The sequence below is a fragment of the Bradyrhizobium erythrophlei genome (assembly GCF_900129425.1).
In the GTDB taxonomy this organism is placed as follows: Bacteria; Pseudomonadota; Alphaproteobacteria; order Rhizobiales; family Xanthobacteraceae; genus Bradyrhizobium; species Bradyrhizobium erythrophlei_C.
In genome coordinates, this window is sequence record NZ_LT670817.1 from 4,595,063 (window position 1) to 4,613,543 (window position 18,481).

Genomic DNA, 18,481 nt, shown 5'->3' on the forward strand with positions numbered 1-18,481 from the left:
TCCGTTAGCTGTTTACGATCGCTAGCAGGTGCGCTTCCCACTTCGACAGCGCCTCGGCGATCTCCGGCTGGTAATCATAGTGGTCATAGACACCGCCAATTCCTGCTTTGTGGCCGGTGTGGTTCAGCACCAATTCCGCAACGTGCGGCTTGACCCCGATCTTGCTCAAGCCTGTCCGCACCGTTCTCCGAAGGTCATGGATGCGCCAAGGTGCCAGCGCGCGGCCGCCGTTCGCCGCGGTGACGCGGGCATTGAACGAAAGAGTGCAGTAGCTCCATGCGCTGAAGCCCGCCTTGCCGCCGCCGAACACTAAGTCACGGCCGGCCCGCCGCGGTGCCGCCTTCAGGATTGATCGAGCACAATCGGGCAAGGTTAGCGTCAGCGGACGTCCCGGTTTCGTCCTTTCCTTCGGAAGCAGCATCTTCCCGGTCTCGAGGTCGAGTTCGGACCAGCGCAATCCGCCGATCTCGTCACGCCGGCAGGCCGTCAACAGCAACAACCGAACAATCCGGCCGAAGTCATCGTCCTGGCACTGGTTCCAAATGGCCTTGAGTTCCTCCGGGGTCAAAACACGGTCCCGAGGCGCGATCCCCTCCGCCGGATCATTCGTGCCGACCACCGGATTGGAGGCCGTGACACCCTCCCGAAGGGCCCAGGCGAACAATGCAGACAGGTTCCCCCTCGCCCGCGCCGCGGCAGTCCGGCCGTGGTCCCGGGTGATGTCCCGGAGCAAGGCGGCTACTGTCGCGCGATCGATGGTGTGAACGGCTCGCCGATGCAGGGGCGCCCAGTGCAGTTCGAAATACCGCTTAGCCGCGTTGTGGGTGCTGGCCCGCTGCACACCCTTGCGGGCCGCCAGATAGTCCTCGAAGAGCACCTTGAAGGTTAGCCCGTCGGCTTTCTGCGAGGCCTCCAGCTTGTCCCGCTCGGCCCTGGGATCGATCCCGAGCTCGACCTGGGCGAATCGGACCCGCGCATTCTTGCGGGCCTGTTCCAGTTCGGTTTTGCGGATATCGCCGAGGCTCTCCCGCCGCTGTTTGCTCCCGATCCGGTACTGCACGACGTAGAACGCGCTACCGGCGCGCAACCTAACGCCAAAACCCGGCAACTCGGGATCCCACTCGATGTGATCGGTTTTGCCGGCCGGCAGCGACAGCTTTTCAACGTTACCGGCTGTGAAGCGGGCGGTATCGAGGCGAACAATTTGCGGTCTCATGGGAAGCAACCCTCTCTGCTGTGGGAAGCGCCTGGGGCGCGAAGCAGTGAATTGAGGAGAACATTACCGCCCGAATCCGTCACGTGCCTTTTCCGAAAAGCCCATGAAAACTGTGGATAGTGATGCTTCCTGAATACTGCTGAAGCAAAGCACTACATGATAGCCTGAAATCGACAGCACGTGGCCAAGGCCTGAAATGAACATGGCATCGTTGACCGGCGTTGTGATCGCGTCGCGGCGGCCGGTCAAAAGAGCGGTGGCGATGGCGCGCTTGTCACCATCAAGTGCCGTTCGGATCCGCGCATCGATCGCATCGCGCAGTCCCTGCATCAGTGCCGCGTAGCGCAATGAAAGTCCGCCGCTGAGCGGCGGCTCCAGCGTCTTGATACTGCCGGTAACAAAGCCGGAGGCGCCGATGCCCTGGAAGAAGATGTCGCGGCCAAAATCGTAGCTGCCGGGCCGCATCGGCGCGAGCGGCGGCTGCAGCCGCGCCTTCAATTCCACAAAGCTGCCGACCGCGGGCGCGGTGCCCTTGCGCACCGACAGGCGAACCCGCTCCAGTTTTGTCTGTCCACGCGGACTTTCCATCTGGGTGACGCGGAGCACGAAGCGGTCGGTGCGTTCGCGTATATCACGGGTCTCGACGAAGCCCGACAGCGACACCGCATACATCGGCCTTGCCAATACCCCGTGCCCGATCAGCTTTGTTTTCCATGTCGCTGTGGCAAAACCCGCCGCCGTCGCGGCGACCATTACTGCGAACGGAAACAACTTTTGCCGCCGCAGCAGAAACGCCGCGACGCAGAGACCGATCGCCGCGACAGCGGCAACCGGGGCGACCGGTTCATGCTCCGCGGCGAAATAAAACGCGATCCCAACGCCGAAGGCGATCGGTACCCACGGCAACAATCGCCCGGCGCCAGCTTCGGCGGCAATCCATTCACGCAGTTTCGCGATGAACGATGGCCAAACGCTGAAACCGGCCGGCGCAAAACCGCCGGCTTGCGCCGCCTGGCGCGGCGGCCAGGTGCCCGCATAACCCTGCGTCCGGCCCGGAGTCCTGCCCTGCTCGGCCATCCGCTGGCCCCTCATACCCCACAGGCCTCAATGCTACCGGAGGCTGTAACGGGGCGGATAGTGGAACAGAAGCAGAATGCTCGGGAAATCCTATGTGGGCTTTGCCCCGTGGCTTCCTTCACAAGCCTGTCGCGCCGGCCGGTGGTTCAGTTGAACAGTGGATGATGCGACGTTGAATCCGGATAGCACGTAGCAAACTCTGCCGATCGACCAAGGCGCCGACAGTAACCGTCTTTCACGATCGCTTTCTGCAGTCGCAGGCCAGCCGCGGAACCAATCCGGGTCCATGGACTTCTAGGAGACCCATGACCGACAATCAAACACCGTTCGCGGAATTCGGCCTTGAGCGAGCCATCGCCCTTCGCTGGATGCTTCGCGATATCAAGGCCAAGCGATTAAAGCTATCGCCGGTCAGCGAGGACGATCTAACCGCTTTGACCGAACTGGGCTTGATCGAAATCCGGGACAACGTGCCCGTGCTGACACAGGCCGGTCACGACGCCCTGGATTGACGAACCGATCGGGCGCGATGGCTCAAAGCCAGACCTTAAAGCCAATTTCTGAGCCAATTCGGAGAGAGAGGTCTGAGCCGCCGGCTCCGCCCCCCTTAACCTTTGCTAACGACCTACGATTAAGATTCCCGAATCAACCGGGGGCTCGGCAATGCTACACAGGATCTTGCTGTCCGTTCTGGCACTCGCGGCCACTGCGGTGACTGCGCGCGCCGCCGACCTGCCAACCCAGAGCCGGCTGGGAGCCATCTTTGCGGAGCCTGCCGAGGTTCGACCCGAGGTCTATAGGGTGCGAGAATATTCGGCGCCGGTTATTGGCTACAATCTGCTCCCAAGTCCCCCGTGGGCTCGCGGCGGCTATGACTATGGTTCTCCGTGGTCGTACTACTACGGCGGTCCCTATTACGGCGGCCCATACGCTTCTGATGCCGTCCGCCTGCCCTACGCCTGCGGCCTGTATGGTTACTGCTTTTAGGCGCGCGTCCGCGAACCGTTAAAGGAGCGGAGTCATCGACGAGACGTGATGACTGATAATTTTCCAACTACCGTCTTCGCGCGCAATGACCCAGGTTAATTTGACCGACAGGGGCTGAGTACCTTCGCTGGGAAGAAAAGACGCTGTACCCGCGACGTTGATCACATCGGAACTAATCAACGCGGTCATCACATCGGTGAATTGAACGGTCGGCGAACTCCATCTCGGCAGCGCGTTGAAATAGGCCGCGACACCCTCGTTCCCACGATAGAGCATAGGGTTCGACCCGAAAAAGAATGCGTTTTTCGAGTAAAGCGAAGCAAGAGCTTCAGCGTCGAGTTCTTCGAAAGCAGCCGACCATTTTTCGATGATCCCGGACACCGTGTCGTCGGCCAAACTTCGCATCGGTCGCCCCGCTCAATCAGAATTCCGTAGACCATCAAAGTCCGCATAAGGGTCCGGCGCGTCGCGCCTCGAACACCGGGCAATCTAACTTCAGCCCTTGCCACCGACTTCCTTCGCAAAGGTATCGCGCAGGCCGATGGTCCGGTTAAACACGGGATGGTCCGGCGTCGAATCCTGATCGCGCACAAAATACCCCTGCCGTTCGAACTGGATCACCTCGGACGAATTGGCTTTCGCCACTGCTGGCTCGATCCGCGCGTCGGATAAGACTTCCAGCGATTGCGGGTTGAGGTCGGCGGCGAAATTCGCGGCATCCGGATTGGGTGTGGAGAATAGCGGATTGTAAATACGAATCTCGGCCGGCACCGACTGCGCCGCCGGTAGCCAGTGCATGGTTGCCTTGACCTTGCGCCCGTCGGGCGCGTTGCCGCCGCGTGTTGCGGGATCGTAGGTGCAGCGCAGTTCGACCACATCTCCGGCCGCGTTCTTGATGGCTTCCCGGCAGGTGACAAAATAGGCGTAGCGCAGCCGCACTTCGGTGCCGGGCGAGAGCCGGAAGAATTTCTTCGGCGGGCTTTCCATGAAATCATCGCGCTCGATGTAGAGTTCGCGGCCGAACGCGATGCGACGGCTACCCGCTGCGGGATCGTCCGGGTGGTTGACGGCCTCGATCTCCTCGCTTTCGCCTTCCGGGTAATTCTCGATCACGACCTTGAGCGGCCGCAGCACCGCCATGCGCCGCTGCGCCGTCTTGTTGAGAATTTCGCGGATGCAGAATTCCAGCATGCCGACATCGACGACACTGTTGGCCTTTGCCACCCCGATACGCCTGACGAATTCGCGGACTGCCGCGGGCGGCACCCCGCGGCGTTTCAGTCCCGCGATGGTCGGCATGCGCGGATCGTCCCAGCCCGCGACATGGCCGCCGCGCACCAGTTCGGTCAAGACCCGCTTCGACAACAGCGTGTAGGTCAGGTTAAGCCGGGCGAATTCATACTGGCGCGGTTTCGACGGCACCGGCAATTTGTCAAGCAGCCATTCGTAGAGTGGCCGGTGGTCCTCGAATTCCAGCGTGCAGATCGAATGCGTGATGCCCTCGATCGCGTCCGACTGCCCATGGGCGTAATCGTAGCTTGGATAGATCGACCATTTGTCGCCGGTGCGCGGATGCGTGGCGTGCAGGATGCGATAGAGCACGGGATCGCGCAGGTTGATGTTGCCGGAGGACATATCGATCCGCGCGCGCAGCACGCGGGCGCCGTTCGGAAATTCGCCGGCCTTCATGCGACGAAACAGGTCGAGGTTTTCATCCACCGAGCGATCGCGAAACGGACTGTTCTGGCCGGCTTCGGTCAGCGTGCCGCGGGTGAGGCGGATCTGCTCCTGCGACTGGTCGTCGACATAGGCAAGCCCGGCGCGGATCAGATCTTCCGCCCAGCCGTAGAGCCGCTCGAAATAATCAGAGGCATAGAAAAGATCGGTTCCCCAGTCGTAGCCGAGCCAGTGCACGTCGGCTTGAATCGAATCGATATATTCCTGCTCTTCCTTGGTGGGATTGGTATCGTCGAACCGCAGGTGACAACGCCCCGCAAACTCCTGCGCGATACCGAAATTGAGCGCGATCGACTTGGCATGGCCGATGTGCAAATAGCCGTTCGGCTCCGGCGGGAAGCGCGTCACGATCTGGCTGTGCTTCTTCGCGTCGAGATCGGCCTGGATGATGTCGCGAATGAAATCGCGGCCCGCTTCTGCCGCCACCGGTTCTGCTGTCATGTTAGTTCCTGCTCGGAATCAGCCGACGTTCTGCCAAATCCACCCGCCCCAAGGAAGACTTTAGTTATGTACGGTTCCTGCTATACACCACCGCGCCTCCCGCATGCCCTCTTTGTCCGCGACCCGCTTCTGTCATGACCGATTCCGTCGTCACGCGCTTTGCTCCCTCCCCGACCGGCTTTCTCCACATCGGAGGAGCCCGCACGGCGCTGTTCAACTGGCTTTACGCGCGCAAGCGCGGCGGCAAGATGCTGTTGCGCATCGAGGACACCGATCGGGAGCGATCGACCGAACCGGCGATCGCGGCCATCCTGGACGGCCTGAAATGGCTCGGGCTCGATTGGGATGGCGAGGTCGTCTACCAGTTCACCGGCGCCGCCCGCCACCGCGAGGTTGCCGAGCAGTTGCTGGCGGCTGGCAAGGCCTATCGCTGCTACGCGACGCCGGAGGAACTCACGGCGATGCGCGAGAAAGCCCGCGCTGAGGGCCGCACCCGCCTCTACGACGGCCTGTGGCGAGATCGCGACCCTTCGGAGGCTCCCGCCGGCCTGAAGCCTACGATCAGGCTGCGGGCCCCGCAGCAGGGCGAAACCGTGATCGAGGATCAGGTTCAGGGCCGTGTGGTCTGGCTGAACGAGAACCTCGACGACCTCGTCCTTTTGCGCGGCGACGGCAATCCGACCTACATGCTGGCGGTCGTGGTCGACGACCACGACATGGGCGTCACCCACATCATTCGCGGCGACGACCACCTGATCAACGCCGCCCGCCAGAAGCAGATCTACGATGCGCTCGGATGGGACCTCCCTAACATGTCCCACATCCCGCTAATCCATGGGCCGGATGGCTCAAAGCTCTCCAAGCGCCACGGCGCGCTGGGAGTGGATGCCTACCGTGCCATGGGATATTTGCCGGCGGCACTGCGCAATTACCTGGTCAGGCTCGGATGGAGCCACGGCGACCAGGAGATCTTTTCCACGGAAGAGATGATCGCCGCCTTCGACCTGTCAGGCATCGGCCGCTCGGCGGCACGATTCGATTTCGCCAAACTGGAAAGCCTCAACGGTCACTACATCCGTCACTCCGACGATCAATCTCTCGTGACCATGTTCGAAGATGTCCTGGACTACGTCCCGAACGGATCGGACGTAAAGGCCAAGCTCAACGAAACGACGCGCGCGCAATTGCTGCAGGCGATGCCAAGCCTCAAGGAGCGCGCCAAGACGCTGATCGAACTGATCGACAGCGCCTACTTCATCTTCGCCGACCGGCCGCTCGAGATCGAGCCCAAAGCCGCCGGCTTGTTGACGCCGGAAAACCGCGAACTGATCGGCCGGCTTCGCCTTGCACTGGAGGCGGTCACGCCGTGGACGGCGGCAACCACCGAAGCGGCGATGCGTGCATTCGCCGAAATGAGCAACCTCAAACTCGGGACGGTAGCCCAGCCGCTGCGGGTGGCGCTGACCGGACGCACCACGTCACCGGGAATCTTCGATGTCCTGGCGGTGCTCGGACGGCAGGAATGCCTGGCCCGGCTGGGCGATCAGGCCCCCTCATAAGGTGGCATTGCAGGTCGGGCGTGCCCATCTTGCAGCGCACACAGCAATACGATACCCATTTACGCGGTGCTTCTAGAATTTCCCGGCTGCCCACGCCATCTCAGTTGAAATGGCGCCCACGGCCGCCGGCTTCCGCAACGATCTCATCGGGGACTTCACGATGGACGCAACATCCAACAACAAAACCGCAACGTTAACGGTCGGCAACAAGACCTACGATTTCCCGATCTTGAAGGGCACCGTCGGGCCGGATGTCATCGACATCGGCAAGCTCTACGCCCAGTCCGGAATGTTTACCTATGACCCGGGTTTCACCTCCACCGGCAGCTGCGAGTCCAAGATTACCTATATCGATGGCGACGCCGGCATCCTGGAATACCGCGGCTATCCGATCGAGCAGCTCGCCGAACACGGCGACTTCCTGGAAACCTGCTACCTTCTGCTCTACGGCGAGCTTCCGACCAAGGCACAGAAGGCCGATTTCGACAACCGCGTGATCCACCACACCATGGTTCACGAGCAGATGGCACGGTTCTTCCAGGGCTTCCGCCGCGACGCCCATCCGATGGCGGTCATGGTGGCGTCCGTCGGTGCACTGGCGGCGTTCTATCACGACTCCACCGACATCAACGATCCGACCCAGCGCATGATTGCCTCGATGCGCATGATCGCTAAGATCCCCACGCTGGCCGCGATGGCCTTTAAATACACCATCGGCCAGCCCTTTGTTTATCCGAAGAACTCGCTGAGCTTTGCCGAAAATTTCCTGAACATGTGTTTCGCGGTGCCCTGCGAGGAATACAAGATCAATCCGGTTCTCGCCAACGCGCTGGACAAGATCTTCATTCTGCACGCCGACCATGAGCAGAATGCGTCGACCTCGACGGTGCGGATCGCCGGCTCCTCCGGGGCCAACCCGTTCGCCTGCATCGCCGCCGGCATCGCCTGCCTGTGGGGACCCGCGCATGGCGGCGCCAACGAAGCGGCGCTTGCGATGCTGGCCGGCATCGGTACCGTCGACAAGATTCCCGATTTCATCAAACGGGTAAAAGACAAAAACAGCGAAGTTCGCCTGATGGGCTTCGGGCATCGCGTCTACAAGAATTACGATCCGCGCGCCAAGATCATGCAGAAGATGTGTCACGCGGTGTTGGCGGAGACGGGCCACGGCGACGATCCGATGCTGAAGGTCGCCATGGAGCTGGAGAGGATCGCGCTGAGCGATCAGTATTTCATCGATCGCAAGCTCTACCCGAACGTCGATTTCTATTCGGGCATCACCTTGAAGGCGATGGGCTTCCCGACCTCGATGTTTACGGTGCTGTTTGCGGTCGCGCGTACGGTCGGCTGGATCAGCCAGTGGAGCGAGATGATCGAGGATCCGCAGCAGAAGATCGGCCGTCCGCGTCAGCTATATACTGGCGCTACGCGCCGCGATTACGTCGACATCGACAAGCGCAAGTAGTCCGCCGCCTGGGAAACCGGATGCGTACCTCACGTATCCGGCAGCCAGCTATCCCGCACCAGATCAACTCGCTCGCCGCGACTTTCGCAACGCCGCCAGCACGATATCGGCCGCCCGCACGCCGGGTGGCTGGCTGCCTGTCGACATGATCTTGTCGATCCCGGCAAAAGCATCGAGCTGCCGGCGCCGTGAGGGAGAATCGTTGAGCACGTCGCGCAGCGCTTGCGATAGTTTCTCCGGCGAGCAATCTCGCTGCAGGAATTCCGGAATGACGTTTTCACCGACCACCAGATTAGCCAGGATGACCGACTTCACCTTGATCGCGCGCAACAGGACCCACGCCTCGATGGCTCCGGTCCGGTAGGCGGTAACCATCGGCACGCCTGCGAGTGCCAGTTCGAGCGTCACGGTGCCCGACTTCGCAAGCGCGGCGCGGGCGATCCGGAACGCCGCCCGCTTTTCCTGCTCGCCGATCACTATTCGTGGCTGCACCGGCCAGCTTTTAATGCCCTCCCGGACCGCTTCCAGCAAATGCGGCATGGTGGGCAGGACTAATTCGAACGACATGCCCTCGGCCTGCAGCCGGCCCAGCGTCTCGCCGAAGACCGCCATATGGTGCCTGATTTCGCTGCGCCGGCTTCCCGGCAGCACCAGAAGCACTGGCGGCGGCTCGTCCCTTCGCTTTTGCTCGTCGACGCCGGGCCGCAGCACGCCGACCTGCCCGGTCAGGGGATGACCGACATAGCTGCAGGGCGGACCGCGCAGCCTGCGATACTCCTCCGGTTCGAACGGCAGCAAGGCGAGTACATGGTCGACATAGCCGAGCATGGCGCGCGCCCGGCCGGGCCGCCACGCCCAGACCGAGGGGGAGACGTAGTCGACGATCGGTATCGAGGGATCGCGGGCCCGAACCCGTCTTGCCACCCGATGGGTAAAATCGGGGCTGTCGATGATCACGAGAATGTCGGGCGAGGCCGCTGTCACCGCTTCCGCGGTTTCGCGGATCAACCGCAGGATCTTCGGCAACTGCTTTACGACTGCTGCCAGTCCCATGATCGACAATTTTTCGATCGGAAACAGCGACGCCAGCCCTTCGCGCGCCATCTGCTGGCCGCCGACACCTTCAAACCGGACCGCGCCGCCGAGACGCTGGCGCAAGACCTTCATCAGGTTGGCGCCGAGCCGATCGCCGGATTCCTCCGTCGCGATCAGGAATATCTTGCGCGCGACGTCGTTGGTTGTTCGCGCCGGTATCACGCGGGCAAACCGATCACGAAAAGGCCGGCTGCGTCCGCCGCCTCGATCATGATTTGGGGCTCGACCACAATGGTGTTGCCGGCGACGATCGCAATCCCGGCAAGCTTCGCCGCCGCCGCGCCCTCGATGGTTCGCGGCCCCATGGTTGGAAGATCGAACCGCAGATCCTGCCCGCTCTTGGGCGCCTTCACCAGCGCGCCGCGCGCGGCGCCGGCCCGGATGCGGCCCTCCACGCGCAGCCGCGCCACTCGCGCCAGCAAGCCGTCGGTGCCTTCGATGTCCTCTACCCCGACCACGTGACCGTCGATCACGACGGTCGCCTGACCGATGTCGAACGGACTGAGCGCGCGCAGGACGTCGCGTCCTTTGGCGATGTCAGCGGCGGCAGCTTCGTCGGGCGCGGCACGGGTGAGACATCCCTCGGGCATCAGCAGATCCGGGGCGACATCCCTGATCCCGACCATCCGAAAACCGTCCTGTTCGAAAATGCGGCCGATTCCGGACAGCAAATGATCGTCGCCGCCGCGGAAAGCCGCCCACACCCGGCCCAGGACGCGAAGCGTGCCCCAATCCAAGCGAATCTCCGATAGCGCCGGGCGGACCAGCGTGCCGATGAAAACCAGGTCGCGGCAGTTTTCTGCGCGAAACAGCTTCACAGCCTTGCCGATCTGGCCGACCGAAATCCAGTGATGACGAAAGCGTTCCACCCTGACCGGATCGCAGGCGCCTTTCAGCGCAAAAAGAACCGGGTTGATGCCGCGCGCGATCAGGGAGTCCGCGACCGCAAATGGCATGACGCCGCCTGCCGCGATCAGGCCGACCGGTGATGAAATCTCCAAAGCCGCCGATGTCATGGCTCCGGCGACCCCATCATCATGACCGGTCGCCGTCATCAGCCGGAAGGCACAGCGAGCGATGTTTGCCGTCGCCGATAAAGGTCAGGATTTCCGCGATTGCGGCATCCTCCGCTGCCAGGGGCTGCACCATGCTCAGCCGTTCGGCAAAAATGCCGGGGCCGTGAAACAGTTTTTGATAGAATGACCGCACCGCGGCGAGCCGTTCGCGCGTGAACCTGCGGCGCTTCATGCCGATGATGTTGAGGCCCGCGAGGCTGGCATACTGGCCGTTGACGATGCCGAATGGAATCACGTCGCTGCGCACGCCACAGACGCCGCCGACCATCACCTGCGGCCCGATTCGCGTGAACTGGTGCACAGCGGACAGTCCGCCGATAAAGACAAAATCGCCGATCTCACAATGGCCGCCCAGCGTCGCCGAGGTCGCGAAGATCACATCGTTGCCGACCTGGCAATCATGGCCGACGTGGCTGCAGTTCATGAAGTAGCCGCGATCGCCGACGCGGGTAACGCCGCCGCCGGCCACGGTGCCGGCATTCATCGTCACCGATTCTCGGATAGTGCAGCCCTGCCCGATCTCGAGCCGAGTGAGTTCGCCGCGATAGCTCAGGGATTGTGGCGGCGTGCCGAGCGAAACGAAGGGATAGATGGTGCAGCCGGCGCCGATCGTGGTCTGCGCCGTGATGTGGACGTGGGCGATCAGCCTGCAGTTCGCACCGATCACGACATGGGGACCGATGATGCAGTAGGGGCCAATGAAGGTGCCCTCACCGATCACAGCGCCGTCTTCAATCCGCGCGGTGGGATCGATCGTGCTCATCGAAGGGTCCGGTACCAGCTCATATCGCCGTTTAGATGCTCGAGTTTTCCGGTGGTTACCGCGACATGCCGGAACTGTCTAGTGACGTATGGTTACGCCCTGTTTCGGCAGCTTCGGGCCTCGACAACCCGGGCGCCGCCTGGAGGCGGCACAGCGCTAATGCCTGAGGGCCTGAACCAGGGTCGGAAGCAGCCAAGCCGCCAAACGCATGCCCCAGTCGCCGGGCGCTGTAGATCCCTCATCAATCGGTCAGCATGGCGCCAACGTCGGCCTCGGCGACCGTTTGGCCGTTGACGATAGCGTCGCCGTGAAACCACCACATGGTCTTGCGCCGGCCGATGCGGCGCATGTGATACTCGACGGTGTCGCCGGGCATCACAGGCTTGCGGAACTTGCACTTGTCGATGGTAAGAAAATACACCGCACGCGGCCTCTCGGTGCCTTCGACCGACTTGATACCGATCACGCCGGCGGTCTGCGCCATCGCCTCGATCATCATGACCCCGGGATAGACCGGACGCTCCGGAAAATGTCCGAGAAACGGCGGCTCGTTGTAGGTGACGTTCTTGATACCGGTGCCCGAGTAATCGGTCCGGATATTGATCACCCGATCAATCAGCAGCATGGGATAGCGGTGCGGGAGCGTCTTGAGGATCTCATTGATATCCACAAGCGCGAATCTGATCGCTGCCTCCTCCATCAATCGCGCCCCTCGCCCTTGGGATCGATCTTGCTGTCGCGGACCAGACGCTCCACCGCAAGAATCTCCCGGAACCACTGTTTGGTCGGCTTTGCAAAGTGACCGCCCCACCGTCCATTGGCCGGAATGTCATCCTTGACGGCGCTCATCGCCGTAACCTGGGCACCGTCGCCGATATGAAGGTGGTTGTTGATACCCACCTTGGCCCCCAGCGCCACATTGTCGCCAATCGTCAGGCTGCCCGCTAACCCGATCTGGGCGGCCAGCAGGCAATGCCTGCCGATCGTCACATTGTGACCGATCTGGACCTGATTGTCGATTTTCGTGCCCTCGCCGATGACGGTATCGCGCAGACTGCCGCGATCGATGGTCGTCCCGGCGCCGATCTCGACGTCGTTCTGGATCAGGACGCGACCGGTTTGCGGCACCTTCAAATGGCCATCCGGCCCGAAGAAAACGAAGCCATAGCCATCCTGTCCGATGCTGCAGCCGGGATGAATCAGCACGTTGTTGCCAATAAGCGCGAACTGAATGGAGGACCGCGCGCCGACGTCGCATTCCCTGCCAATCCTGACATTGGCGCCGATCACGGCACCCGCGCCGATCACGGTCCCGGCGCCGATTTCGACGTTCGGTCCGATCACGGCAAGCGGATCGACAATTACCCCATCCTCCAGATGCGCCGTGGCATCGATGATGGCTGATGGCGCGATGCCGGCGGTACCGAACCAGGATTGCGGTCGAAGCGCATCGCCATGCAGTTCGCGCGCGATTTTCACGAATTCGCGGAATGGATGGGCCGCACGCAAAACCGCCACGTGGGCGGGGACATCGGCTTCGAAGCGCGCATTGACCAGACACGCCCCCGCCTTCGTCGAAGCAAGCTGGTCGGCATATTTCAGGTTGTCGAAAAACGTCAGATGCATCGGACCGGCTTCGTCGAGCGAAGCCAGGCCCTTGACCTGTTGGGTTCCCCGCGACGCATCGACCAAATGCGCAGTCGTCAACGCGGCGATATCGGCCAGCGTCGACGAAGGCGGTTGTTTGAAGAATGTCGGCTGCGCCATTCCACCCGTCGCGGTCCGGCCGTTGATTGAACCGAAGCTTCGGTTCTGAAAAATCAGAACCGAACTCTCTCTTTGTTTGGACGCGTTTTCTGCACGCGAACCGGTAGCCACTTTGCTCGAAAATTCTTTAGAACGATGTCCCGCCGCCAAACTTGAACTGCTGCACGATGTCGAACCGACCCTTGGTAAGCGGAATGGCGTAATCGAAGCGCAGCGGTCCGAACGGCGACGCCCAGATCAGGCCCACGCCGACGGAGGTGCGGACCGTATTGCCGCTGTCGAAGACCAATCCCGTGCAGGTGCCCGGCGACGGCGGACTCGTCGTCGGCCTGATACAGTTGGAATTGGACGGCGTGGTGAGTTCGCCTGTGGCTGCCCAAGTCGTCGGCCCCTGGTAATCATACAGGCCGCCGGCGTCGGCATAGACGGCGCCCTTCAAGCCCACTTCCTTCGGCAGGAACCAGAACGGCATCTGCAACTCGTACGACGCGCCCCAATATTTGGTACCACCGAGCGCGTCCATCGTCCCATAGGGGTTGATATCACGCGGGCCGATGCCGTTGGGGGCGAAGCCCCGGACGAGGTTCGGGCCCATCTGGAACTGATCGAGCATGCGCAGTTCACTGTTGCCGACCTTGTTGAGAATGCCGCCCTGGATGTGGATCAGCCCGACGATATCGGCGACCAGCGGCGCGTAGTACTTGCCGTCGACCGCGCTCTTCAGATAGCTGACGTCGCCGCCGACGCCGGCGAAGTCCTGCTTGAAATCGATGAGCAGACCGTCAGTCGGATTCTTGTTGTTGTCGAGCGTGTTGTAGTCCAGCGAATAACCGATCGATGACGTCAGCGCAGCGCCGCTGGCGAGTTCCTTGCGCACCGGCAGTGATGCTTCGCCATCGCTGTAGCACCAGAGACCAGTGCCTGAGGCGTCGGTGGCGGTTTGGCCCCCTGCTGTTGCAGTGCCGCCCGGAGGAAATCCGTTCAAGTTCGCAAAAGCCGGCGACGGATTGAAGGCCAGCAAGCCGTTTGACGGGTTGTTGTTACAATTCGCGAGATTGCCGGGCAGCGAGATCTGTTGCTCGTAGATCGAATAGCGAAGCTGCAAGGACAGATCTTCGCGCAAGGCGAAACCGAGCCGCGGACTGAAGCCGATCGTCTTGGTGCCGTACGAAATAAAGCTGTTGGGGAGCTGCTCGCGGTAGAACGCGTCAAGACCAAGCGCGACCCGGTAGTCGAGCAAATAAGGATCGACATACGACAGCGACAGGCCGCGCGCGAATTCGCCGTACGTTACCGACGCCTTCGCAAACAGGCCGCGGCCGAGGAAGTTGCGCTCGGAAATGCTGACCTCGGCAAGCGGACCGTCGGTGGTCGAATAGCCGCCCGATACCGAGAAGTCGCCGGTGGATTTCTCCTCGAGATCGACCACGAGAATCACACGATCGCTCGATGAACCGGGCTCGGTCGTGACCTTCACGCTCTTGAAGAAATCAAGGTTCTTGAGGCGCCGCTCGGCGCGGTCGACCAGCGCGCGGTTGTACGCATCGCCCTCGGAAATATCGAATTCGCGGCGGATCACATAGTCGCGGGTGCGGGTATTGCCGCGCACGTTGATGCGCTCGATATAGGTCCGCGGGCCTTCGTCGATGGCAAAGACGATGGAAACGGTGTGGGCCTCGAAATTGCGATCGCCACGCGGCCGCACGACGGCAAAGGCATAGCCCCGCCGCGAGGCCTCGATCTGCATTTCCTCCACCGTCTTCTCCAGCGCCTCGGCGTTGTAGAGCGACCCGACGCTGACGCGCGAGAAGCTGCGGAGAGCGTTTCCGTCAAGGGTGGGTATGCTGGATTCGATATTCACCGACGCGACGCGATACTGCTGGCCCTCCTCGATCTTGAAGGTCACCAGGAAGCCCTTGCGCGCCGGATCGTATTCCGTCAGCGCGGCCACCACCTGCACGTCCGCAAAACCGTGCTTCAAATAAAAGCGGCGAATCAGGTCGCGATCGGCTTCGACCCGGTCCGGATCATAGACGTCACCGCCGCCGAGGAAACTCAGCAGGTTTGACTCATGGGTCTTGATGATGTCCTTGAGCCGATACGACGAATAAGCGTTGTTGCCGATGAACTCGACCGACTTGACGCCGGTTTTCTGGCCCTCGACGATCGTGAAAATCAGATCGACGCGATTGTTCGGCTGCTCGATGATTTCGGGAGTGACGCTCACGTCGTAGCGGCCGGAGTGGCGGTAGACCTCGGCGATGCGCTGGGCGTCGGACTGGACCATGGGACGCGACAGCGTACCCCGCGGCTTGGATTGGATTTCGGCCGTAAGCTGTTCGTCCTTGATCTTCTTGTTGCCCTCGAAGGCAATGCGGCCGATCACCGGGTTTTCGATCACCGTCACCAGCAGGTGACCGCCGGTCTGGCTGATCTTGACGTCCTGGAACAGGCCGGTCTCGATCAGCGCCTTCAGGCCATCGTCGATTTCGGCCTGATCCAGCCGCCCGCTGGGACTCGCCTTGAAATACGACCGGATGGTTTCGACCTCGACGCGCCGGTTGCCCGCGACCTCGATCGTGGCGACGGACTGGGCGACGGCAGGCGACGATAGCAGCATGACAGTCAGCGTGCCCGCGACCGGCAGGGCGCACATCACCAGGGCGGCCAAAAAGCCTCCCCGAACTCGCATTCCAACGTTCATGCGCAAGACGCCCTTGTCATTCCAATGCCGGCCCGCACCCCACGGATCGACAGATTCCCATTAGTTGCCCTGCTTGTAGCCAATTTTGCCGGGGCGGCAAACGTCCGAGTGCAGTGCAATTTCATTTTCATTCCAAGACGTTGCCTATCGGCCACGTCACAAAAAAGCCGCTTCACGATGCCGCGAGGTGGAGGATGTCATTGTAGGTCGCAAACACCATCAACATCAGCACCAGCCCCAGCCCGATTCGGAACCCCATCTCCATCGCCCGGTCCGACAGGGGACGTCCGCGCACGGCCTCGATCGCATAGAACAAAAGATGACCGCCATCGAGCAGCGGCACCGGAAAAAGGTTCAACAAGCCGATCGATATCGAGAGAACCGCGGCGAGATGCACCAGTGCGGCAAGACCGATGGTGGCGACCTGACCTGAAATCTGTGCGATTCGGAGCGGGCCACCGACCTGGTCGGCCGCTTCACGCCCGGTAAAGACGCCACCGATATAGGCCAGCGTGCGGTCAACCACGAACCAGGTTTCCTTGACGCCAAGCCAGAGCGCTGTCGCTGGGTTTACTCGCTCGGTCGTTACATCGCCGGCTACGGTCTTGCGGGTAATGCCTAGCACGCCAAGCTTGTGGACATTGCCAAACGGGTCTTTGACTTCCCTGAGTTCCGGCGTGCCGCGCAATTGCAGCGAAGAATCGCCGCGCTTGACGGTGAACACCAGTTGCTCGCCGGCGCGAATGCCAACGATCCGCTGCATATCGGAGAAGCTTTCGATCTTGCTGCCATCGATCGCGGTCACCACGTCGCCGACCTGAAAGCCAGCTGCCGCTGCGGCACTCCCCGCCTCTACCTGATCGACGCGCGCCGTCGTGCTTGGTTTGCCGAAAAAGGTGAACAGGCAAGTAAAGATCACGATCGCCAAAATGAAATTGGCGATTGGGCCAGCGGCGACAATCGCCGCCCGTGGTCCGACTTTCTTGTGGTGGAAACTGCCCGCACGCTCTTCTTCAGTCATGCCGGCGAGGGTTTCGGACGATGGCGTCGAGGCCTCGCTGTCGTCGCCGAAAAACTTGACGTAGCCGCCGAGCGGGACGGCCGAAATCTTCCATCGTGTGCCATGTCGGTCGTTGAAACCGACCAGTTCCGGCCCGAAGCCGAGCGAAAAAGTTAACACCTTCACGCCGGCCCAGCGGGCAACCAGGAAGTGGCCGAGCTCGTGGAAGAAAACAACGATGGTGAGCACGAACAGGAAGGGAATGATGTAGCCGACGAAGCCATGGCTCAACGTATTGAAACTATGAACAAAAAACTCGGACATCCATTTTCCCTCAACCAGGGCCGCAGGCCCTGTCCCCAACCATCTAGGATGCCTTTAAGGCAATTTGAGGCAATAGGGTGGCAGCTTTATTTCGCGCATCATGGTCAACGGCGATGGCATCGTCCGCGGACGTCAATGGGGCCAGATTGCCGGAACGCACCCAGGCCTCCATTGTCGCCTCGACCAGCCGGGCGATCGCGCCGAATCTGATCTTGCCGGCGATGAACGCCGCCACCGCCACCTCGTTGGCCGCGTTATAGACAGTAGTCGCGCCGCGGCCCGTCCGCAATGCATCGTAAGCCAGCCGAAGCCCTGGGAAGCGACCAAAATCCGGTTCCTCGAAGGTCAGCTGTCCAATCCTGGCCAGATCAAGCTTCGCGGCCGGACCGACGATTCGATCGGGCCATCCGAGGCAATGCGCGATCGGCGTTCGCATGTCAGGCGCCCCCAGTTGCGCGACAACCGAACGATCCGAAAATTCGACCATCCCGTGAATGATCGATTGCGGGTGAACCAGAACGTCGATCTCTTCCGGCGTCAGCGCAAACAGATAGTAGGCTTCGATGACCTCGAGCCCCTTGTTCATCATCGAGGCCGAATCGATGGTGATCTTCTGCCCCATGCTCCAGTTCGGATGTTTGAGGGCCTGCGCCAGCGTCGCCTGTTCGATATCGGCGCTGGCCCATGTCCGGAACGGTCCGCCCGATGCGGTGATGATCACGCGGACGAGTTCTTCCCGGTTGCCGGAGCCCAGCGCCTGAAACAGCGCATTATGTTCGGAATCGGCCGGCAGGATGCAGGCCCCGGCCTTGGCGGCGCGCTGCATGAAAAAGTCGCCGGCGCAGACCAGGCATTCCTTGTTGGCAAGCGCAACCGTCGCGCCGCGATCGACAGCGGCGAGCGCAGGTTTCAATCCGGCCGCGCCGCTGACGGCGGCCATGACCCAATCGGCCGGACGCGCCGCCGCTTCGATGATCGCGCTCTCGCCGGCGCCGCACTCTGTGCGGGTGCCGGCCAGGGCATCTTTCAGTTCGGTGAGGCGATCGGGATCGGCGACGGCCGCAAATCGGGCGCCAAATTCCTTCGCCAGCGTCGCCAGTCCCAGCACGTTGGTATTCGCTGTCAAAGCCTCGACCTGATAGCGGTCGCGCGAGGCCCTCAGCAAATCCATGGTGCTGTCGCCGATCGAGCCGGTGGCGCCGAGGACGGTCACGGCGCGTACGGCAGATGCCGCAGCCTTGTTGTTACGCAACGGAACAGCGCTCATGAC

At 61.8% G+C, this 18,481-nt stretch carries 15 protein-coding genes and 1 pseudogene; 4 read left to right on the top strand and 12 right to left on the bottom strand.

Translation table 11 applies throughout. From position 1 onward, the window contains the following. Positions 1–4 precede the first annotated feature (4 nt). The gene (locus B5527_RS21925; protein ID WP_079603396.1) at positions 5–1,216 is read right to left on the bottom strand and encodes a tyrosine-type recombinase/integrase; all 1,212 of its coding nucleotides are present in this window, start codon (positions 1,214–1,216) and stop codon (positions 5–7) included. Between the two features lie 147 nt (positions 1,217–1,363). Further along, positions 1,364–2,293, bottom strand: a pseudogene (locus B5527_RS21930) (ComEC/Rec2 family competence protein); the annotation flags it as partial. A 305-nt stretch (positions 2,294–2,598) separates the two neighbouring features. Here B5527_RS21930 and B5527_RS21935 point away from each other — a divergent pair. Both B5527_RS21935 and B5527_RS21940 read left to right on the top strand, forming a co-directional pair. After that, a complete protein-coding gene (locus B5527_RS21935; RefSeq protein ID WP_079603398.1) occupies positions 2,599–2,805 on the top strand; it encodes a hypothetical protein in 207 nt (68 codons plus the stop codon). 151 nt (positions 2,806–2,956) lie between these two features. After that, positions 2,957–3,280: a hypothetical protein gene (locus tag B5527_RS21940; RefSeq protein WP_079603399.1), complete on the top strand. Its 324-nt coding sequence runs from the start codon at positions 2,957–2,959 to the stop codon at positions 3,278–3,280. Between the two features lie 18 nt (positions 3,281–3,298). On the opposite strand, the gene B5527_RS21945 is transcribed toward B5527_RS21940, so the two are convergent. After that, the gene (locus B5527_RS21945; RefSeq protein WP_079603400.1) at positions 3,299–3,685 is read right to left on the bottom strand and encodes a YybH family protein; all 387 of its coding nucleotides are present in this window, start codon (positions 3,683–3,685) and stop codon (positions 3,299–3,301) included. Between the two features lie 90 nt (positions 3,686–3,775). Next, on the bottom strand, positions 3,776–5,458 hold the full coding sequence (locus B5527_RS21950) for a glutamine--tRNA ligase/YqeY domain fusion protein (protein ID WP_079603401.1): 1,683 nt from the start codon (positions 5,456–5,458) through the stop codon (positions 3,776–3,778). Positions 5,459–5,592: 134 nt separating this feature from the next. Between B5527_RS21950 and gltX the strand changes: the two genes are divergently transcribed. Both gltX and gltA read left to right on the top strand, forming a co-directional pair. Then, positions 5,593–7,017 (top strand): glutamate--tRNA ligase, encoded by a 1,425-nt coding sequence (gene gltX, locus B5527_RS21955; protein ID WP_079603402.1) that lies wholly within the window; start codon positions 5,593–5,595, stop codon positions 7,015–7,017. A gap of 160 nt (positions 7,018–7,177) precedes the next feature. Further along, positions 7,178–8,482, top strand: a complete 1,305-nt coding sequence (gene gltA, locus B5527_RS21960) for a citrate synthase (protein ID WP_079607423.1) — start codon at positions 7,178–7,180, stop codon at positions 8,480–8,482. Positions 8,483–8,545: 63 nt separating this feature from the next. Here the strand turns inward: gltA and lpxB are convergent, their stop codons facing one another. The 8 genes from lpxB to dxr form a co-directional block, all read right to left on the bottom strand. Next, positions 8,546–9,736 carry a lipid-A-disaccharide synthase gene (gene lpxB / locus B5527_RS21965; RefSeq protein ID WP_079607424.1) on the bottom strand — a complete coding sequence of 397 codons (1,191 nt, stop codon included), beginning with the start codon at positions 9,734–9,736 and terminating at the stop codon, positions 8,546–8,548. Then, on the bottom strand, positions 9,736–10,593 hold the full coding sequence (locus B5527_RS21970) for an LpxI family protein (protein ID WP_079607425.1): 858 nt from the start codon (positions 10,591–10,593) through the stop codon (positions 9,736–9,738). The genes lpxB and B5527_RS21970 overlap by 1 nt, the downstream gene beginning before the upstream one ends. 19 nt (positions 10,594–10,612) lie before the next feature. Then, positions 10,613–11,416 carry an acyl-ACP--UDP-N-acetylglucosamine O-acyltransferase gene (gene lpxA / locus B5527_RS21975; protein ID WP_079603403.1) on the bottom strand — a complete coding sequence of 268 codons (804 nt, stop codon included), beginning with the start codon at positions 11,414–11,416 and terminating at the stop codon, positions 10,613–10,615. A gap of 241 nt (positions 11,417–11,657) precedes the next feature. Then, positions 11,658–12,116 (bottom strand): 3-hydroxyacyl-ACP dehydratase FabZ, encoded by a 459-nt coding sequence (fabZ, locus tag B5527_RS21980; protein WP_079603404.1) that lies wholly within the window; start codon positions 12,114–12,116, stop codon positions 11,658–11,660. Further along, a complete protein-coding gene (gene lpxD / locus B5527_RS21985) occupies positions 12,116–13,183 on the bottom strand; it encodes a UDP-3-O-(3-hydroxymyristoyl)glucosamine N-acyltransferase (RefSeq protein WP_079603405.1) in 1,068 nt (355 codons plus the stop codon). The genes fabZ and lpxD overlap by 1 nt, the downstream gene beginning before the upstream one ends. Before the next feature lie 127 nt (positions 13,184–13,310). Continuing rightward, positions 13,311–15,887, bottom strand: coding sequence for an outer membrane protein assembly factor BamA (gene bamA, locus B5527_RS21990; protein ID WP_079603406.1), 2,577 nt, complete (start codon positions 15,885–15,887; stop codon positions 13,311–13,313). Positions 15,888–16,059: 172 nt separating this feature from the next. Next, entirely contained in the window at positions 16,060–17,211 is a 1,152-nt protein-coding gene (locus B5527_RS21995; RefSeq protein WP_079603407.1) for a M50 family metallopeptidase, read from the bottom strand. Positions 17,212–17,254: 43 nt separating this feature from the next. Next, positions 17,255–18,478 carry a 1-deoxy-D-xylulose-5-phosphate reductoisomerase gene (gene dxr, locus B5527_RS22000; protein ID WP_079607426.1) on the bottom strand — a complete coding sequence of 408 codons (1,224 nt, stop codon included), beginning with the start codon at positions 18,476–18,478 and terminating at the stop codon, positions 17,255–17,257. Positions 18,479–18,481: the final 3 nt, after the last annotated feature.

What these genes read in the sequence shown, in the direction of transcription:
- B5527_RS21925 (WP_079603396.1), bottom strand. Translation starts at nt 1,216, where the DNA reads ATGAGACCGCAAATTGTTCGCCTCGATACCGCCCGCTTCACAGCCGGT.
- B5527_RS21935 (WP_079603398.1), top strand. Translation starts at nt 2,599, where the DNA reads ATGACCGACAATCAAACACCGTTCGCGGAATTCGGCCTTGAGCGAGCC.
- B5527_RS21940 (WP_079603399.1), top strand. Translation starts at nt 2,957, where the DNA reads ATGCTACACAGGATCTTGCTGTCCGTTCTGGCACTCGCGGCCACTGCG.
- B5527_RS21945 (WP_079603400.1), bottom strand. Translation starts at nt 3,685, where the DNA reads ATGCGAAGTTTGGCCGACGACACGGTGTCCGGGATCATCGAAAAATGG.
- B5527_RS21950 (WP_079603401.1), bottom strand. Translation starts at nt 5,458, where the DNA reads ATGACAGCAGAACCGGTGGCGGCAGAAGCGGGCCGCGATTTCATTCGC.
- gltX (WP_079603402.1), top strand. Translation starts at nt 5,593, where the DNA reads ATGACCGATTCCGTCGTCACGCGCTTTGCTCCCTCCCCGACCGGCTTT.
- gltA (WP_079607423.1), top strand. Translation starts at nt 7,178, where the DNA reads ATGGACGCAACATCCAACAACAAAACCGCAACGTTAACGGTCGGCAAC.
- B5527_RS21970 (WP_079607425.1), bottom strand. Translation starts at nt 10,593, where the DNA reads ATGACATCGGCGGCTTTGGAGATTTCATCACCGGTCGGCCTGATCGCG.
- lpxA (WP_079603403.1), bottom strand. Translation starts at nt 11,416, where the DNA reads ATGAGCACGATCGATCCCACCGCGCGGATTGAAGACGGCGCTGTGATC.
- fabZ (WP_079603404.1), bottom strand. Translation starts at nt 12,116, where the DNA reads ATGGAGGAGGCAGCGATCAGATTCGCGCTTGTGGATATCAATGAGATC.
- lpxD (WP_079603405.1), bottom strand. Translation starts at nt 13,183, where the DNA reads ATGGCGCAGCCGACATTCTTCAAACAACCGCCTTCGTCGACGCTGGCC.
- bamA (WP_079603406.1), bottom strand. Translation starts at nt 15,887, where the DNA reads ATGAACGTTGGAATGCGAGTTCGGGGAGGCTTTTTGGCCGCCCTGGTG.
- B5527_RS21995 (WP_079603407.1), bottom strand. Translation starts at nt 17,211, where the DNA reads ATGTCCGAGTTTTTTGTTCATAGTTTCAATACGTTGAGCCATGGCTTC.
- dxr (WP_079607426.1), bottom strand. Translation starts at nt 18,478, where the DNA reads ATGAGCGCTGTTCCGTTGCGTAACAACAAGGCTGCGGCATCTGCCGTA.